This is a genomic window from Micromonospora sp. A3M-1-15 (assembly GCF_024213425.1).
GTDB lineage: Bacteria > Actinomycetota > Actinomycetes > Mycobacteriales > Micromonosporaceae > Micromonospora > Micromonospora chersina.
Window position 1 is genome coordinate 464446 of the sequence record NZ_JANAVK010000004.1, and the last position, 15859, is coordinate 480304.

Genomic DNA, 15859 nt, shown 5'->3' on the forward strand with positions numbered 1-15859 from the left:
CGGGCGAGGATGGGGAGGTCGTCGAGGGCCGGTGGCAGCCGCCGCCGGGCGGCATGCGAGGACGTCGATGTGACAGACTCGCCGCTCGGCATGTCCCGATGTCCGCGCCGATGGAAGGGGACCGATGGGCCTGACGCACCCCCGGGCGGTGGCCGGCGCGGCCCTGCTCGCGCTCCTGCCGGTCACGCTGGCCGGCTGCGGCCTCGGCGGCGGGGACGACGCCCCCGCCGGCCCGGCCACCCAGTCACAGCGGGCGCCGGCCGAGGAGGCGGCGGCCAAGAGCCGGGAGCGCGTCCAGGCGTACCTGGACGCGATGGCGGCCAAGGACGTCGACGCCGGGCGTAGCCAGCTCTGCGCACCCACGCAGGCCGCCTTCGACGCCGCCGCCACCGGCCCCAACGGCGACTTCGCCGATCACTTCACCGTCCCGCAGGCCACCATCACCGACGTCCGGTCCGGCCCGCAGGGCGAGGAGGTGAGCACGTCGATCACCGTGGCCGTCGGGGCCCGTAAGGCCACCCGGTCGCTGCTGTTCACGGTCACCCGCACCGGCGCCGACTGGTGCATCGCCGGCGAGGCGCCGGGCGGCAACATCCCGAAGCCGGGGATCACGCCCTGACCCCGCACCCGCCCCGACCTGCGGCGGTTCCGGAGTGTGTCGGTGATCTCCCAACCACCGGAACCGTCCCCCTCGGCGGCGGGGCGCCCCGGCGGTCGCCGTACGCTTTCCCCCATGCGCCATGAGTGGCATCAGCTGAGTCACCCCGCGGTGGGCAGCCCGGGACTCCAGACCAGTCGTCCGACCGCCGACTCCGCCGAGGACGCGGCCCTCGGCCTGGACCGCTGGCGGGAGCTCCCGCGCGCGCAGACCCCGCCCTGGCCGGACCTCGATCAGGTCGCCGAGGTCTGCAAGGTCCTGGACACGGTGCCGTCCGTGGTCGCCCCCTACGAGGTCGACCAGCTCCGGCAGCGGCTCGCCCTGGTCTGCGAGGGCAAGGCGTTCCTGCTCCAGGGCGGCGACTGCGCGGAGACCTTCGCCGACAACACCGAGAGCCACCTGCTGGCCAACGCCCGCACCCTGCTCCAGATGGCGATCGTGCTGACCTACGGCGCGTCGCTGCCGGTGGTCAAGGTGGCCCGGGTCGCCGGCCAGTACACCAAGCCCCGGTCGCTGCCGACCGACGCGCGCGGCCTGCCGGCCTACCGCGGCGACATGATCAACTCGCTGGAGGCCACGCCGGAGGCGCGGGTCGCCGACCCGCAGCGCATGATCCGGGCGTACGCCAACTCGGCCGCCGCCATGAACATGCTCCGGGCGTACCTGGCCGGTGGGCTGGCCGACCTGCACGCGGTGCACGACTGGAACAAGGGCTTCGTGAAGCAGTCCCCGGCCGGCGAGCGCTACGAGGCCATCGCCCGGGAGATCGACCGGGCGCTGGCGTTCATCCGGGCCTGCGGGATGACCGACGACGAGGCGCTGCGCACGGTCACCCTCTACTGCTCCCACGAGGCGCTGGCGCTGGAGTACGACCGGGCCCTCACCCGGATCTCCGGCAGCCGGGCGTACGGCCTGTCCGGGCACTTCCTCTGGATCGGCGAGCGGACCCGGCAGCTCGACGGCGCACACATCGACTTCATCTCCCGCATCGCCAACCCGATCGGGGTCAAGCTAGGCCCGACCACCACCCCGGACGAGGCCATCGAGCTCTGCGAGAAGCTCAACCCGGACAACATTCCCGGCCGGCTCACCCTGATCAGCCGGATGGGCAACCACCGGGTCCGGGACGCCCTGCCCCCGATCGTCGCCAAGGTCACCGCCGCCGGCGCGAAGGTGGTCTGGCAGTGCGACCCGATGCACGGCAACACCCACGAGTCCTCGAACGGCTACAAGACCCGGCACTTCGACCGGATCGTCGACGAGGTGCTCGGCTACTTCGAGGTGCACCGCGGCCTGGAGACCCACCCGGGCGGCCTGCACGTCGAGCTGACCGGCGAGGACGTCACCGAGTGCCTCGGCGGCGCCCAGGGCATCGAGGACCTCGACCTGCCAGACCGGTACGAAACCGCCTGCGACCCGCGACTGAACACCCAGCAGTCGCTGGAGCTGGCCTTCCTCGTTGCGGAGATGCTCCGTGGCTGACGCGAGGAGTGAGCTTGCGAGCCCCGCAGTCGGCAGCCGAAGGCATAACAGTGGCTGACGCGAGGAGTGAGCTTGCGAGCCCCGCAGTCGGCAGCCGAAAGGATCACAGTGGCTGAGTTCATCGATCTTCGTTCGGACACCGTGACCCGGCCCACGGCCGGGATGCGGGAGGCCATGGCCACCGCCGAGGTGGGCGACGACGTCTACGCCGAGGACCCCACGGTGACCGCGCTGGAGGCCGAGGTCGCCGCGCTCTTCGGGCACGAGGCGGCGCTGTTCGCCCCGACCGGCTCGATGGCCAACCAGATCGCCCTCCAGCTCGTCGTCCCGCCCGGCGACGAGCTGCTCTGCGACGCCGACGCGCACGTGGTCACGTACGAGATCGGCGCGGCGGCCGCGTACGGCGGGATCTCCTCGCGGACCTGGCCGGCGGTGGGCGCGGAGGTCGACCCCGAGGTGGTGGCCGGGATGGTCCGGCCGGACGGCTACTTCGCGGTGCCGACCCGGGCCATCGCCGTCGAGCAGACCCACAACCGGGGCGGCGGCGGTGTGATCCCGCTGGCGACCCTGCGCGAGCTGCGCCGGGTCGCCGACGAGCACCGGCTCGCCCTGCACTGCGACGGCGCCCGGATCTGGCACGCGCACGTCGCCGACGGGGTGCCGCTGGCCGAGTACGGCGCCTTGTTCGACACCCTCTCGGTCTGCCTCTCCAAGGGCCTCGGCGCCCCGGTCGGCTCGCTGGTGGTCGGCAGCGCCGAGAAGATCGCCCGCGCGCGGTTCGTCCGGAAGCGGATGGGCGGCGGCATGCGGCAGGTCGGCATCCTGGCCGCCGCCGGCCGGTACGCGCTGGCCAACCACGTCGAGCGGCTCGCCGAGGACCACGCGAAGGCCGCCCGGCTGGCCGAGGCGGTCGCCCCGTACGGGGTGCTCGCGACCGTGGTGCGGACCAACATCGTCCCGCTCGACCTGGCCAAGCACCCGCTCGACGCGCCCGCCCTGGCGGCCGCCGCCCGGGAGCGGGGCCTGCTGCTCTCGGTGCTCGGCCCGCGCACGGCGCGCCTGGTCACCCACATGGACGTGTCGAACGACCAGATCGACCAGGCCGCCGAAACCCTGACCACCCTCCTGCGCGCCTGACCCGCCCTCACCGCCCCCTCGCCTCGTTGATCAAGAAGTTCGCGTCGCCCGCGGCGCGGATCCCGACGCAAACTTCTTGATCAACGCCCGGGGGCGCCCGGGTGGGGGCTCAGGGGTGGAGGCGCTTCAGGGTGGCGATGTCGGCGGCGTGGCCTACGTGCTTCTCCGTCGGTGTCTCCACCAGGACGGGGACGCCGGCCGTGGCGGGGTGGCGCATCAGCTCGGCGAACGCGGGCTCGCCGATGCTGCCCTTGCCGATGCTCTCGTGCCGGTCCCGGGTGGAGCCGCACAGGTCCTTCGAGTCGTTCGCGTGCACCAGCTTGAGCCGGTCGGAGCCGACCGCGGCGACCAGCGCGTCCAGCGTGGCGGTCATCCCGCCCTCGGTGGCCAGGTCGTGCCCGGCCGCCCAGGCGTGGCAGGTGTCGAAGCAGACGCCCATCATCGGGTGCCGGTCCACCGCGTCCAGGTAGGGGCCCAGGTGCTCGACCCGGGAGGCCAGCGACCGGCCACCCCCGGCGCTCGGCTCGACCAGCAGCATCGGCCCGCCGGTGGCCGCGGTCTCGTCGAGCAGCGGGAGCAGGGCCTCGCGGACCTGCCGCATGGCCGCCTCGGCGTGGCCCGTGTCGACGGCGCTGCCGGCGTGGAACACCACGGCCTCGGCGCCGATGGCCCGGCCCCGGCGCAGCGCGTGCGCCAGGGTCTCCGCCGACCGCTCGACCGTGGCCGGGGTGGGGGAGCCGAGGTTGACCAGCAGCGACGCGTGGATGAACACCGGCAGGCCGCGCTCGCCGCAGCCGTCCCGGAACAGCACGTCCTGCTTCGGGTCACCCGCCGGCAGCGCCCAACCCCGGGAGTTGGAGACGTAGACCTGCACGGCCTCGGAGGCGGCCGCGTCGACGTAGGGCAGCGCCGCCTTGGCCAGGCCGCCGGAGGTGGGAGTGTGCGAGCCGACCCGCCGCCGCACGCTCACAGGCAGGTCACCGTGACCGGGGTGTTCGGCGGCACCGGGGTGTTCTCGCCCGGGTTCTGGAAGCGGGCCACCCCGTTGGGGTTGAGCTGGATGTTGACCGGGAAGCCCTGGCTCTCCAGCACCTGCTTGGCCTGCTGGCACGGCAGGTCGACGACGCGGGGCACGGGCACCAGGGCGGGGCCCTTGCTGACCTCCAGCTTGACCTGGGTGCCCTTCTCCACGCCGGTGCCGTCCGCCGGGCTCTGGCCGAGGATCTCGTCCTTCGGCTTGTCGGAGTCCTTGTACGTCTCCACCGGGGTCAACCCGAGCCGGCCCAGGATGCCGCGGGCGTCGGTGAGGCTCTTGCCCACCAGGTTCGGCACGCTCACCGGTGCGCGGCCCTTGCTCAGGACCACCGTCACCTTCGTGCCCGGTTTGACCACCGTGCCCACCTTCGGGTCGGTGGCCAGCACCACCCCGGCCGGCAGCGCGTCGTCGTAGCGGGAGCTGCCCTTGACCGGCGCCAGCTTGGCGTCGGCCAGCTCGGCGCGGGCCAGCTCGAAGTCCTTGCCCACCACGTCCGGCACCGGCAGCCGCTCCGGGCCGAGCGACAGGGTCAGGGTGATGGTGCCGCCCTTGACGATCCGGGTGGCGGAGACCGGATCCTGGCCCAGCACCGTGTCCTTGGGGATCTTCTCGTCGTAACGGGGCTCGGCGTAGCGCAGGATGAAGCCACCCCGGGTGGCCTGCGCCTCCGCGTCGGCCTTGCTCAGGCTCACCAGCTGCGGGGCGACCGTGTAGCGGCCCACCCCGAACCACCAGCCGCCCACGGCGGCCACGAGGCCGAGCACCACGGCCGCCGCGACGACCGCCAGCCGGCCGCGCGGCGAGCCCATGACCCGGGTACGCAGCCCGGCGAGCCCGGCGCCCAGACCCTCGTCGGAGACGGCCCGGCGGCGGTGCGGGCGCTGGCCGCCGCCCTCGGGCAGCCGGGCCCAGGCGGGGCGCTCGGCCGGGCGGACCGCCGCCACCACCATGGTGGGCTGCGCGATGACGGCCGTCTCGTCGCTCACCTGCCGCAGCACCGCGGTGTGCGAGTTGGCGTCGTGCAGCTCGTCCCGGGCGGCCTGCACCTCGGTCAGCAGCGCGCCGGCGTCGGCCGGCCGGGCGGCCGGGTCGCGCCGGGTGGCCCGGGCGACAAGCGCGTCGAGGACCGGGGGCAGCGCCGGCACCAGGGTCGACGGGGCCGGCACGTCGCGGTCGACGTGCTGCCAGGCGACCTCGACCGGACGGTCGCCGTCGTAGGGCACCCGGCCGGTGAGCATCTCGAACAGCACGATGCCGGCGGAGTAGACGTCGGTGCGCGGGTCCGCGTGGCCGTGGGTGACCAGCTCCGGGGCCACGTACGCGACGGTGGCCATGAGCTGGTTGCCGTTCTCCTCCTCGGCGCTGGCCTCGACCGCGCGGGCCAGCCCGAAGTCGGCCACCTTGACCACGCTGTCCACCAGGCCGGTGGTGCCGCCGGTGGGCGCCTCGGCGACCAGCACGTTCTCCGGCTTGACGTCGCGGTGCACGAGGCCGGCCCGGTGCGCGGCGGCGATCGCGGCGAGCATCTGCTCGGCGATGGCCAGCGCCTCGTCCGGGCTGAGCCGGCGCCGCTCGGCGAGCACGTCGCGCAGGGTGCGGCCGCGCACGTACTCCATCACGAGGTAGGGGAGGCCGGCGTGGCTGCCCTGGTCGTAGACCGCCACCACGTTGGGGTGGGTGAGCCGGGCGATGGTCTTCGCCTCGTCGGTGAAGCGTGCGACGAAGCCGGCCATGCGGGCCCGGGCCTCGGGCGCCTGCGTCGGGTGAATGATCTTGACCGCCACGGTGCGCTCCAGGCGCTCGTCGGTGGCGGTGTACACGGTCGCCATGCCGCCACGGGCCACGCGACCGCGAATGCGGTAGCGCCCGTCGATCAGCGAGCCCAGCAACGTGTCGGCGACCTGTGTGTCCATCGGCAGGCAGTCTATGTGTCGGGAGGGTGAAGGTTGAACAGGATGCTACAGCCGGGGTGCGACGGGGGGTGGACCGGCGCACGCGCCGGGCGGGGTACGGGGTGCCGCCGACCGGCCCCGGCGGGCACGTGGCAGGGTGGTCGGGTGACCGATTCCGTACCCGCCCAGGCCGCCGCCACCGGCGCCGACCTGCCCGGACCGACCGACCCGGCCGGCTGGCTGACCCTGCCGGACGTGGCCGAGCGCCTCGACCTGTCGATCAGCAAGGTGCACCAGATGATCCGCGACCGGGAACTGCTCGCGGTGCGCCGCGACGGCGTCCGCCGGATCCCGGCCGACCTGGTGGCCAACCACACCGTGCTCAAGCACCTGCCCGGCGTGCTCAACCTGCTCGCCGACGCCGGGTACGACGACGAGGAGGCGCTGCGCTGGCTCTACGAGCCCGACCCCACCCTCCCCGGCACCACGCCGGCCGCCGCCCTCGCCGGCGACCAGGCCCGCGAGGTCAAGCGCCGCGCCCAAGCCCTCGGCTTCTGACCACCCCACCCCACCGCCGCCCGCCCGGCGGCTGCCCCCGCTGATCATGAAGTTGTTGCCACGACACGCCGGACAAACGGGCGATAACTTCATGATCGACCGGGCTGGGGGCGGGGGTGGCGCCCCGGGACGGGGTCAGTCGGTGCGGCGGGTGGCGGCGATGGCCAGGTCGACCAGGGACTGGCGGGCTTCCGTGTCCAGGTCGACCGTCGTCAGGGCGGCCAGGGCGCTCTCGGTGAGGGCGGTGATCCGGCGTTCGGTGCGGTCCATGGCGCCGCTCGTCGTGATCAGCTCGCGGAGGCGGGCCACGCCGGCAGGGTCCAGGTCCGGGTCGCCGAGACCGCCGAGCAGCAGCTCGCGGCCCGCGTCGTCGAGCGCCTCGAGGGCCGCCGCCACCAGGTACGTCCGCTTGCCCTCCCGCAGGTCGTCCCCGGCCGGCTTGCCGGTGCGCTCCGGGTCGCCGAACACCCCCAGCACGTCGTCGCGGAGCTGGAACGCCTCGCCCAGCGGCAGCCCGTACGCCGAGTAGGCCGCGTGCACCTCGGCCGGGGCGTCGGCCAGCGCGGCGCCCAGCAGCAGCGGCCGCTCGACGGTGTACTTCGCCGACTTGTAGCGGGCCACCTTGCCGGCCCGCTCCAGGGAGGTGTCCCCGGTCGCCTGGGTCAGCACGTCCAGGTACTGCCCGACGGTCACCTCGGTGCGCATCTCGTCGAAGACCGGCCGGGCCCGGGCCACCGTGCGCGGGTCCAGCCCGGCGGAGTGCAGCACCTCGTCGGACCAGACCAGGCACAGATCGCCCAGCAGGATCGCCGCGGCGTCGCCGAACCCGTCCGGGTCGCCGCTCCAGCCGGCCGCGCGGTGCCGGGCGGCGAACCGCCGGTGCACCGCCGGCTCGCCCCGGCGGGTGTCCGAGCGGTCCATCAGGTCGTCGTGGATCAGGGCGCTGGCCTGCACGAACTCCAGCGCGGCCAGGGCCGCGACCACCTGGTCGGAGTCGACCCCGCCGGCGCCCCGGTAGCCCCAGTAGCCGAAGGCCGGGCGCAGCCGCTTCCCGCCGCCCAGCACGAACGCCTCGATCGTCTCGGCGACCGGCGCCAGGCCGTCGTCGACGGCGGTCAGCCAGCCGCGCTGGCCGGCGAGGAACTCGGTGAGGGCCTTGTCGATCCGCTGGCGGAGGCCGGCGCGGTCGACGGGGGACACGGGAGCAGCGTGGGTCACGCCGACGACGCTAGCCGGTCGCCGCCGGTCGCGCCCTATCGCCGTCCCGGCGTGCCGCGCGCGGCGTCGCCCCCGGCCGCCGCGCCCGTGCCGCCTCTGGCCGCCGCCCGTGCCGCCTCAGGCCGCGCCCGTGCCGCCGCGGGCACGCCCACGGGCGCGACCGGTCGGTGCGGGCGGGTCGCCGCGAACCGTCCCGCGCGGTGCCGGCCGGCTGGACCGGGCGGGTGCGCGGCCGGCCGGCGGCACACCCCGGAGAGCCGGCCGGCCGCCCGGGGCGAGCCGGCGGCTGCGCGCGGCGGCTTCGGCGAGCAGGTCCCCCGGCACCCCGAGGACCACGGCCAGCCAGCCGGACCAGAAGTCGCCGGGAAGCCGGCGCTGCCGCTCCCACCGGGACACCTCGTGCCGGGTCAGGGTCGGCACGCCGGCGGCGGCGCACAGCTCGGCGGCGACCCGCTGCTGGCTCCAGCCGCGGGCTGCCCGCAGCTCGGCCAGCAGCGGCCCGAGCGGACGCGGGCCGGGAGGCCGCGGGTCCGGACGCCGCGGGTCGGGAGGCGGCGGGTCGGGAGGCGGCGGGTCGGGAGGCGGCGGGTCCGGAGGCGGCGGGTCCGGAGGCCGCGGGTCGGGAGGGCGTGGCCCGGGTGGCGGGGGCGGGGTCATCGGTCCTCCGGAGGCGACGGCGCGGGCGGCGGCGCGGATGCCCGGCGGTGCCGGACCGGCGCGCCGCCGATCGTGGCGACCCCCGCGCGGCCCCCCGGAGCGGCCACCGGCCGGCCCCACCGCGCTGCCCCCTTCCTACCCCCGGGGTACGACGCTCCGCCGCGCTCGTGCTCGCGGGCTGGGAAGATCCTGGGTCGGACCGTGCCCGCCGGTTACAGTCGGTCCGTGGCGCTCGGTCTTCCCTCGGTCCTCCCCAACCCCCAGCCGGCCATCGGCGAGCTGATCCGCGACGGCCGGCCCACCTTCTCCTTCGAGTTCTTCCCGCCCAAGACGCCGCAGGGGGAGCGCCTGCTCTGGCAGGCCATCCGCGAGCTGGAGTCGCTGCGGCCCTCGTTCGTCTCGATCACCTACGGCGCGGGCGGCTCGACCCGGGACACCACGGTCGCGGTGACCGAGCGGATCGCCACCGAGACGACCCTGCTGCCGATGGCGCACCTCACCGCGGTCGACCACTCGGTCGCCGAGCTGCGGCACGTGATCGGCCGGCTCGCGTCGGTCGGGGTGCGCAACGTGCTGGCCGTGCGCGGCGACCCGCCGGGCAACCCGGGCGGTGAGTGGATCGAGCACCCGGAGGGCGTGCGGTACGCCGAGGAGCTGGTCCGGCTGGTCCGGGACGCCGGTGACTTCAGCGTGGGGGTGGCCGCCTTCCCGTACAAGCACCCGCGCTCGCCCGACGTGGCCAGCGACACCGCGCACTTCGTCCGCAAGTGCCGGGCCGGGGCCGAGTTCGCGATCACCCAGATGTTCTTCGACGCCGACGACTACCTGCGGCTGCGTGACCGGGTGGCGGCCGCCGGCTGCGACACCCCGATCCTGGCCGGGGTGATGCCGGTGACCCAGCTGGCCACCATCGAGCGGTCGGTGCAGCTCTCCGGGGCGCCGTTCCCGCCGGCCCTCGCCGAGCGGTTCGCCGAGGTGGCCGACGACGCGGAGGCGGTCCGCCGGCTCGGCATCGAGCAGGCCAGCGAGATGTGCGCGAAGCTGCTGGACGAGGGCGTGCCGGGGATCCACTTCATCACCCTCAACCGGTCCACGGCGACCCGGGAGGTCTGGCAGCGGCTGCGGGCCGACGCGCGGGTGTGACCACCCGGCCCGCGACACCCGCGCCGGCCTTCTACGGTTGATCCCGTGGTGGGCACACAGCTGAACTGGGACCAGTACGCGACCGCGTGGGCGCGACTGCACGGCGGCTTCGATCCCCGGGTGGCCGCGCCGGTGGTCCGCGCCTGGCTGCGCTTCGCCTACCACGTGGGCTACATCCTGGGCCGGCTGCGGATCGGCCCGACCCCGGTGACCGTGGTCGGCGTCCTGTTCTGTTTCTGCGTACCCCTGCTGGTGGGGCGGGCCGGCGACGGGCCGTTCCTGGGCGCCCTGTTCGTGCTGCTGGCCGCGGTGGCGGACAGCGTCGACGGCGCGGTGGCGGTGGCCACCGACCGCACCACCCGGCTGGGCTACGTCTACGACTCGGTGGCCGACCGGCTCGGCGAGGCCGCCTGGCTGACCGCGTTCTGGCTGCTCGGCGCGCCCGGCGCGCTGGTCGCCGCGGCCGGTGGCCTGTCCTGGCTGCACGAGTACGTGCGGGCCCGGGCGGTCTCCGCCGGGATGCGGGAGATCGGCGCGGTGACCGTGGGGGAGCGCCCCACCCGGGTCTGCGTGGCCCTGTTCGGGCTGCTGGTCGCCGGGCTCGCGGGGCTGCTCGACGCCGACCTGACCGCCGGCACCATCACGATGGCCACCACGGTCTGGGTGCTGCTGGCCGGTTTCGGTCTCGGCCAGCTGCTCTCCGCCGTCCGCCGTGCCCTCATCGACGCCGGCTGACCCCTGGCCGGCCCGGCCTACCAGGCCGGGCCGATGGCGTCGGCGACGATCTCCGCCGACAGGGTGACCATGGGGAGGCCGCCGCCCGGGTGGCTGGAGCCGCCGACCAGCCAGAGCCCGGCGGCCGGCCCCCGGTTGGCCGGGCGGAGCAGCCCGCCCGCGGTGCCGTAGATCGCCCCGCCCGGCGCGCCGGTCGCCGCGTCCAGGTCGGCCGGGGTGCGGATCTCCCGGAACACCAGGCGGTCCCGCACGTCCACGCCCCGCTCGGCGAGGACGTCGAGGATCCGGTCGGCGTACGCCTCGGCCAGCCCCGGCCGCCGCCAGTCGACCGCGCCCGCGGCCGTGCCGTGCCGGGCCGCGTTGACCAGCACGAACCATGCCTCGTGCCCCTCCGGGCGGACCGCCGGGTCGTCGGCGACCGTGACGAAGACGGTCGGGTCGTGCGCCGGCCGGGCCCGGACGCCCCGCCCGGGGTCGCCGAAGACGGCGTCGAACTCGGCGTCGTTGTCGCGCGGGAAGAAGACGGTGTGGTGGGCCAGCCCGGTGTCGCCGCGGACGCCCAGCAGCAGCACGAATCCGGCCAGGCTGCGGTCGGTGAGCGCGGCCAGCCGGCGCGGGGTGGGCAGCAGGTCCCGGTAGACGGTCAGCGCGTCGACGTTGGCCACCACCACGTCGGCGGGGACGGGAGCGGCCGTTCCGGCCAGGCGGACCCCGTGCACCCGGCCGCCGGCCGCGTCGATGCGGGTGACCGTGGCGCCGGTGCGCACCACCACGCCGAGGTCCAGGCAGCGCGACAGCAGCGCGTCGGCCAGGGTGCCCAGCCCGCCGCGCAGGTACCAGCCGCCGTACGCCAGTTCGGCGTAGGGGACGGCGACCAGCGCGGCCGGCGCGCGGCGCGGGTCGGCGCCGGTGTAGGTGGCGTACCGGTCGAGCAGCATCCGCAGCCGCGGGTCGGACAGGTGCCGGCGGCCCAGCCCGCGCAGGCTGCGGCCGGGGCCGATGGCGGCGAGGTCGCCCAGCCGCCAGGCCAGCGCGGCCAGGTCGCGCGGGGAGTCGACCGTGCGGCGCAGCACGTCCCGGTGGGAGGCCGCCCACACCCGGCCGGCCCGCTGCCAGAGCCGCTGCCAGTCGGCGGCGGCCCGGTCGCCGAGCGCCGCGCCGATGCGGGCGGTGAACTCGGCCGGGTCGGCGCAGGAGTCCAGGGTGGGGCCGCCGTCGGGGAAGACGTGCCGGACGATCGGGTCCAGCGGGACCAGGTCCAGGTATTCGTCGAGCTTCGCGCCGGTCGCCTCGAACAGGTCGTGGAACACCTGCGGCAGGGTGACCAGGCTCGGCCCGGTGTCGAAGCGCCACGCCCCCTCGGGGGTGTCGTGCAGGTGCCGGCCGAGCTTCCCGCCGACGGTGTCGGCCCGTTCCAGGACGGTGACCTCGTGCCCGGTGACCGCCAGCCGGGCGGCGGTGGCCAGACCGCCCACGCCGGCGCCGATGACCACGATCCGCGCCATGCCGCCCCCTCCTAGCTGACCGGGCGACCCCGCCAGGTGAGCCGGCGTCGCTTCCGCAGATGGTACGACCGCAGGGTCAGCCAACCGAGGACCACGACCGACACGGGGTGTGCCAGCGCGTCGGGCCAGGCCCGCCCGCCGGTGGCCCGGGCGCTGACCGCCCGCCCGGCGACGCCGAGCAGGTAGCCGGCCAGCGCGAGCCCGGCCGTGACCGGCGCACCGGCCACCAGGGCACCGACCGCGACCAGCGGGGGAGCGGTGTAGAGCAGAAGCAGCAGGGCCACCACCACCGCGGCGGCGGCCGGGTGCCCGAACGAGGCCCAGAGCGACTTGGTGTAGCCGTCGCGCAGCTGCGGCCAGCTGTCGTACATCCGGCAGGCGGCCAGCCGGGAGCCGTCGGCGAGGGCGATCCGGCCGCCGGACCGCTTCACGGCCCGGGCCAGCTCGATGTCCTCCAGGACCCGGTCGGCGACCGCCGCGTGCCCGCCGGCCCGCAGGTAGCCGGCCCGGTCCACGACCAGGAACTGCCCGCCCGCCGCCGCGAGCGACGGCCGCGGCGAGCGTTCCATGGCGCGCAGCGGCAGGAAGGTCAGCCACAACCACTGCAGCAGCGGCTGCACGAGCCGGTCGGCCGCCGTCCGCACCACGATCCGGGGGTACGGCGACAGCAGCGTCGCGCCCGCCGCGCGCAGTTCGGTGACCGCCGCCGCGACCGCGTACGGGGTGAGCACCACGTCGGCGTCGACGAAGGCCAGCACGGTCGGGGCCGGGCCGGTGCGGGTGGCGAGCTGCCAGCAGGCGTGCGGCTTGCCCAGCCAGCCGGGCGGCGGGGTGACACCGGTGAGCAGGGTGACCCTCGGGTCGGCGCCGGCCACCGCGCGGACCACCCCGGCGGTGCCGTCGGTCGAGCCGTCGTCGAGCACCACGATCCGCAGGTTCGGCACACCGCGCTGGGCGAGCAGCGCCCGCAGGCACGGGGTGACCCGGTCGGCCTCGTCGCGCAGCGGCAGCAGCACGGCCACCGCCTCGGTGACCTCGACCGGGCCGGCGCCGGGGCGGCGCAGCCAGGCGGTGGCGTTGACCAGCGTGTGCGCGGTGAGCGCGGCGACGGCCGCGACCAGGACGAGCGCGGGGATCATGCCGGCGCGTCGACGCGGGGCGCCGGTTGCGCCGCCCCGCGACCGGCCCCGTCCCGGCGGGCGCGCAGCAGCGTCACCGCCAGCGGCACGGCGGCCACCGCCATCCCGGCCGCGCCCCAGAGCGCCGAGGCGGGCAGCCGGAGGAAGACCGCGTGCGCCAGCACGCTGGAGGCGTACGTCCAGAGGTAGAGCGCGAACATCGGGGCGTCCCGCCCGTCGGCGCGGTCGACGGCCGGCCCGGCGAGCGGGCGCAGCGCGGTCATCAGCAGCACCGCGAAGAGCAGCCAGCCCAGGTAGTTGCTGACCGGGATGCCGGGCAGGCCGGGCAGGGCCGGGGTGGCGTCCCGCCAGCGCCAGTAGCCCTCGGCCACCATCTGCGGGTCGAGGAAGAGGTCCCAGGCGGCCAGGCCGACCGCGGCGACGGCGATCCGGGCCGGGCGGGAGCCGGTGAGCCGGACCGCGGTGAGCCAGGCCGGCCAGGCCATCCAGGTCCAGGCCAGCGGGATGATCAGCGGCACCCCGGCCAGCTTCGGGCCCAGCTCGCCGGAGTAGTCGTAGCTGCCGAACGGGAAGCCGGTGGCCACGCCGAGCGCCTCGATGGCGAAGCCGCCGCCGGTGGCCACGGCGACCAGGGCGAGCGCGGTGCGCGTGCCCCGGCTGAGCAGGGCGTGCCCCACGGAGAGCAGCCAGCCGAGCACGACGGTGGCCACGGTCAGCCCGGCCCGGGTCGCGCCGCCGGTGAGCGGGTAGCAGATCTGGGCCAGGACCAGGACGGCCAGCAGCGCCCAGGGCAGCCGGCCCCGACTCACAGCGCCACCTCAGGCCTCGCGCTCACGGCGTGTCCGGGGCCGGCGCGCCGCCGGGGCCGGGCGGGGGCAGCGGCAGGTCCCGGCCGAGCACGCCGAACGGCCGCTCGTCGCCGGGGAAGTGGAAGTGGCGCAGGATGTCGACGAAGCCGAACCGGCGGTAGAGCCGCCAGGCCCGGGACTTCTGCTCGTCGGCCTCCGGCGTGGAGAGCAGGGTGGTGCTGCCCTCGGCCATGGTGAGCAGGGCGCGCAGCTGGCCGGCGCCCAGGCCGTGGCCCTGCGCGGGCGGGCGGACGTGCAGCTCGACCACCTCGAAGCAGTGGGTCAGCCAGCGCTGCCGGGCCTCGCCGTCGAGCGCCCGGTGCACCTGGTCGTGCCACCACTGGCCGGCGGCGCCGAGGTAGCCGTAGCCGAAGCCGGCCAGGTGGCCCTCGGTGGTGAGGCTGGCGACGGCGCGGAAGCCGGGCCGGCGGACGTGGGTGGCGATGTAGCCGCGCCGGGCCTCCAGCAGGTCGGCGCGGTAGCCCATCGCCTCGCCGTAGACGGCCACCACGTCGTCCAGCCGCCGGACCAGATCGTCCGGCGTCCACCGCACCAACCTCATGCGTTCCCTCTCGCCGTTTCCGGGTCGCCTGCGGGGGCGGCCCACCCCAGCACCGTGCGGTCGCCGACCACGTCGCCCACCGCGAACCGCGCGAACAGTTCCTCCGCGTACCAGCCCTCCGTGGGGGTACGGGTGATCGCGGCGCGGTGCTCCGGGTGACGGTACGCGAACGCGACCAGGTCCGCCGCGTCGCGCCACACGCTCACCGTGCCCTGCCAGCCCAGCGGGGCCTCGCCGACGCCGAACCGGGCGAGCAGCCCGGGCGCGTCGTGCAGGGCGGCGGCGACCGGCGGGATCGCCCGCCAGAAGGTGACCGCCCGGCGGGCCCGCAGCCGGGCCCGGGTCAGCGCCAGCACCGGTCCGGTGACCCGCCCGCCGGACGGCTCGCCGAACGGCCGGCGGCCGGACCACTCGCCCCGGCTGGTCAGCGGGCGCAGCTCCACCCGGACGCCGGCCCGGGCCAGCCGGGCCCAGGAGCGGCCGACCGGGGAGGCGTCGAAGCCGGCCGCCGCGGCGGGGGAGTCCCACACCACGAGGGCGGCCCACCGGGTCAGGTCGGTGTCGCCGGGACCGAAGCCGGTGCCGGTCCCGGTGCCGAGCAGCTTGGCGAACCGGACGCCGGGCATCCGGCGCAGCCGCGCCGGGTGGGTCGCCATCCGGGCCAGCGCCCGGGGGACGGCCGTCCGGGGGATCCGCCACACGTGCAGCGTGACGAGTTCGGGAGTCACGCCACCTCGGTCGGTGCGCCGGAGGTGAGCCGCAGCAGCTCCGCGTACGTGGTGGGGAAGACCGCCCGGGGCACGCCGCCGGCCGCCCACACCTCGTCGTACGCCGCCAGCGCGGTGTCCACGAGGGTGCGCAGCGGCTGCGGGTGGCCGACCGGGGCGACCCCGCCGATCACCTGCCCGGTGTGCCGCTTCACGAAGTCCGGGGTGGCCCGGCGCAGGTGGGTTACGCCGAGGGACGCGGCCAGCTCGGCAATGTCCACCCGGTGCGCGCCGGAGGTGAGCACCAGCAGCGGCGCGTCGTCGGCGTCGAAGACGAGCGAGTTGGCGATGGCGCCGACCTCGACGTCGAGCGCCTCGGCCGCCGCGGCGGCGGTGTGGACGGCCTCGGGCAGCAGGCGGACCTGGCTCGGCCCGCCGGAGGAGTCCCGCGCGCCCGCGTCGTCGAGCGCCCGCTGCACCGCCTGCACGTTCGGGTGTGGCTGCATGCCCTCATTCTCCCTACCGCGCCCGGTCCCACGCCCCCCGCCCCGCCCCCGGTGCGTCGATCAGGAAGTTGTTGTC

The 15859-nt window shown here is 76.0% G+C and carries 16 protein-coding genes; 6 read left to right on the forward strand and 10 right to left on the reverse strand.

Annotated features, from left to right (window positions below):
- Positions 1 to 124: 124 nt before the first annotated feature.
- From NLX85_RS22640 to NLX85_RS22650, 3 genes are all read left to right on the forward strand, one after another.
- Positions 125 to 619: a hypothetical protein gene (locus NLX85_RS22640; RefSeq protein ID WP_254338254.1), complete on the forward strand. Its 495-nt coding sequence runs from the start codon at positions 125 to 127 to the stop codon at positions 617 to 619.
- Positions 620 to 733: 114 nt separating this feature from the next.
- The gene (locus NLX85_RS22645; protein ID WP_254338256.1) at positions 734 to 2140 is read left to right on the forward strand and encodes a class II 3-deoxy-7-phosphoheptulonate synthase; all 1407 of its coding nucleotides are present in this window, start codon (positions 734 to 736) and stop codon (positions 2138 to 2140) included.
- Between the two features lie 162 nt (positions 2141 to 2302).
- Positions 2303 to 3277, forward strand: a complete 975-nt coding sequence (locus NLX85_RS22650; RefSeq protein WP_254338801.1) for a low specificity L-threonine aldolase — start codon at positions 2303 to 2305, stop codon at positions 3275 to 3277.
- Between the two features lie 109 nt (positions 3278 to 3386).
- Here NLX85_RS22650 and NLX85_RS22655 read toward each other — a convergent pair whose 3' ends face one another.
- Both NLX85_RS22655 and pknB read right to left on the reverse strand, forming a co-directional pair.
- On the reverse strand, positions 3387 to 4247 hold the full coding sequence (locus NLX85_RS22655; protein ID WP_254338258.1) for a deoxyribonuclease IV: 861 nt from the start codon (positions 4245 to 4247) through the stop codon (positions 3387 to 3389).
- Positions 4244 to 6226 carry a Stk1 family PASTA domain-containing Ser/Thr kinase gene (gene pknB / locus NLX85_RS22660; protein ID WP_254338261.1) on the reverse strand — a complete coding sequence of 661 codons (1983 nt, stop codon included), beginning with the start codon at positions 6224 to 6226 and terminating at the stop codon, positions 4244 to 4246. The genes NLX85_RS22655 and pknB overlap by 4 nt, the downstream gene beginning before the upstream one ends.
- Before the next feature lie 144 nt (positions 6227 to 6370).
- Between pknB and NLX85_RS22665 the strand changes: the two genes are divergently transcribed.
- Positions 6371 to 6763 carry an Rv2175c family DNA-binding protein gene (locus NLX85_RS22665; RefSeq protein WP_374628237.1) on the forward strand — a complete coding sequence of 131 codons (393 nt, stop codon included), beginning with the start codon at positions 6371 to 6373 and terminating at the stop codon, positions 6761 to 6763.
- 135 nt (positions 6764 to 6898) lie between these two features.
- Here the strand turns inward: NLX85_RS22665 and NLX85_RS22670 are convergent, their stop codons facing one another.
- Positions 6899 to 7981 carry a polyprenyl synthetase family protein gene (locus NLX85_RS22670; protein ID WP_254338263.1) on the reverse strand — a complete coding sequence of 361 codons (1083 nt, stop codon included), beginning with the start codon at positions 7979 to 7981 and terminating at the stop codon, positions 6899 to 6901.
- Positions 7982 to 8098: 117 nt separating this feature from the next.
- Positions 8099 to 8638, reverse strand: a complete 540-nt coding sequence (locus NLX85_RS22675; RefSeq protein ID WP_254338265.1) for a helix-turn-helix domain-containing protein — start codon at positions 8636 to 8638, stop codon at positions 8099 to 8101.
- Positions 8639 to 8863: 225 nt separating this feature from the next.
- Between NLX85_RS22675 and metF the strand changes: the two genes are divergently transcribed.
- Together metF and NLX85_RS22685 are read left to right on the forward strand one after the other, a co-directional pair.
- Positions 8864 to 9781 (forward strand): methylenetetrahydrofolate reductase [NAD(P)H], encoded by a 918-nt coding sequence (metF, locus tag NLX85_RS22680; RefSeq protein WP_254338267.1) that lies wholly within the window; start codon positions 8864 to 8866, stop codon positions 9779 to 9781.
- 45 nt (positions 9782 to 9826) lie between these two features.
- Positions 9827 to 10516: a CDP-alcohol phosphatidyltransferase family protein gene (locus NLX85_RS22685; protein WP_254338269.1), complete on the forward strand. Its 690-nt coding sequence runs from the start codon at positions 9827 to 9829 to the stop codon at positions 10514 to 10516.
- A gap of 17 nt (positions 10517 to 10533) precedes the next feature.
- On the opposite strand, the gene NLX85_RS22690 is transcribed toward NLX85_RS22685, so the two are convergent.
- From NLX85_RS22690 to NLX85_RS22715, 6 genes are read right to left on the reverse strand one after another with little or no spacing between them, the layout of a single operon-like run.
- Positions 10534 to 12021 (reverse strand): NAD(P)/FAD-dependent oxidoreductase, encoded by a 1488-nt coding sequence (locus tag NLX85_RS22690; protein WP_254338271.1) that lies wholly within the window; start codon positions 12019 to 12021, stop codon positions 10534 to 10536.
- Positions 12022 to 12032: 11 nt separating this feature from the next.
- Entirely contained in the window at positions 12033 to 13160 is a 1128-nt protein-coding gene (locus tag NLX85_RS22695; protein ID WP_254338274.1) for a glycosyltransferase family 2 protein, read from the reverse strand.
- Positions 13157 to 13969 carry a carotenoid biosynthesis protein gene (locus NLX85_RS22700; protein WP_254338275.1) on the reverse strand — a complete coding sequence of 271 codons (813 nt, stop codon included), beginning with the start codon at positions 13967 to 13969 and terminating at the stop codon, positions 13157 to 13159. Before NLX85_RS22700 ends, NLX85_RS22695 begins: the two co-directional genes overlap by 4 nt.
- A 22-nt stretch (positions 13970 to 13991) precedes the next feature.
- Positions 13992 to 14570 (reverse strand): GNAT family N-acetyltransferase, encoded by a 579-nt coding sequence (locus NLX85_RS22705; RefSeq protein ID WP_254338277.1) that lies wholly within the window; start codon positions 14568 to 14570, stop codon positions 13992 to 13994.
- Positions 14567 to 15298, reverse strand: coding sequence for a monooxygenase (locus NLX85_RS22710; RefSeq protein WP_254338279.1), 732 nt, complete (start codon positions 15296 to 15298; stop codon positions 14567 to 14569). The genes NLX85_RS22705 and NLX85_RS22710 overlap by 4 nt, the downstream gene beginning before the upstream one ends.
- Positions 15295 to 15783 carry a YbaK/EbsC family protein gene (locus NLX85_RS22715; protein ID WP_254338281.1) on the reverse strand — a complete coding sequence of 163 codons (489 nt, stop codon included), beginning with the start codon at positions 15781 to 15783 and terminating at the stop codon, positions 15295 to 15297. The genes NLX85_RS22710 and NLX85_RS22715 overlap by 4 nt, the downstream gene beginning before the upstream one ends.
- Positions 15784 to 15859 lie beyond the last annotated feature (76 nt).

Bases quoted from the DNA above. Each gene is read 5' to 3' on its own strand.
- NLX85_RS22640 (WP_254338254.1), top strand. From the start codon at position 125: ATGGGCCTGACGCACCCCCGGGCGGTGGCCGGCGCGGCCCTGCTCGCG.
- NLX85_RS22645 (WP_254338256.1), top strand. From the start codon at position 734: ATGCGCCATGAGTGGCATCAGCTGAGTCACCCCGCGGTGGGCAGCCCG.
- NLX85_RS22650 (WP_254338801.1), top strand. From the start codon at position 2,303: ATGCGGGAGGCCATGGCCACCGCCGAGGTGGGCGACGACGTCTACGCC.
- pknB (WP_254338261.1), bottom strand. From the start codon at position 6,226: ATGGACACACAGGTCGCCGACACGTTGCTGGGCTCGCTGATCGACGGG.
- NLX85_RS22675 (WP_254338265.1), bottom strand. From the start codon at position 8,638: ATGACCCCGCCCCCGCCACCCGGGCCACGCCCTCCCGACCCGCGGCCT.
- NLX85_RS22690 (WP_254338271.1), bottom strand. From the start codon at position 12,021: ATGGCGCGGATCGTGGTCATCGGCGCCGGCGTGGGCGGTCTGGCCACC.
- NLX85_RS22695 (WP_254338274.1), bottom strand. From the start codon at position 13,160: ATGATCCCCGCGCTCGTCCTGGTCGCGGCCGTCGCCGCGCTCACCGCG.
- NLX85_RS22705 (WP_254338277.1), bottom strand. From the start codon at position 14,570: ATGAGGTTGGTGCGGTGGACGCCGGACGATCTGGTCCGGCGGCTGGAC.
- NLX85_RS22715 (WP_254338281.1), bottom strand. From the start codon at position 15,783: ATGCAGCCACACCCGAACGTGCAGGCGGTGCAGCGGGCGCTCGACGAC.